We start from the raw sequence: 363 nt of genomic DNA, 5'->3' as shown, positions 1-363 counted from the left end.
CCCAGCGGCGTCAGGAACGGATCGTAGAGCTGCAGGTAGACCGCGCAGTCGCGGCCCTTCACCTCCGTCTTGGCGTTCACGACGTCGTTCGCGGCCTCGGGCCCGACACCCTCCAGGGTGAAGGTGACCACCGGGGCGATGCCGCCGACGGCCGTCTCGATGTCCGAGATCGAGCCCAGGCCGCCGATCCCCTGCCAGTCGAAGCCGCCGGCCCGGAGCGTCCCGAAGCCGGAATGGATCCGCTGCGGCCCCGATGCGAAGTCGAAGAACGCCAGGATCTCGGCGGTGATCGTCACCCCGCGCAGCGCCTCCGCGCCGGCTGCATCGAAAATCGCCATCGCTCAGCCTCGCCCGTAGCGCCGG

1 protein-coding gene is annotated in these 363 nt (G+C 70.5%); it reads right to left on the bottom strand.

Translation table 11 applies throughout. From position 1 onward, the window contains the following. Positions 1–338 (bottom strand): hypothetical protein (locus KZZ06_RS20185; protein WP_219581774.1); only part of this gene is annotated, 338 nt, incomplete at its 3' end. Positions 339–363: the final 25 nt, after the last annotated feature.

The sequence above is a fragment of the Sulfitobacter sp. CW3 genome, from assembly GCF_019392245.1.
Classification (GTDB): Bacteria; Pseudomonadota; Alphaproteobacteria; order Rhodobacterales; family Rhodobacteraceae; genus Sulfitobacter.
The sequence above is the reverse complement of the archived record's forward strand: the minus strand, read 5'-3'. Positions and strand labels throughout refer to the sequence as shown.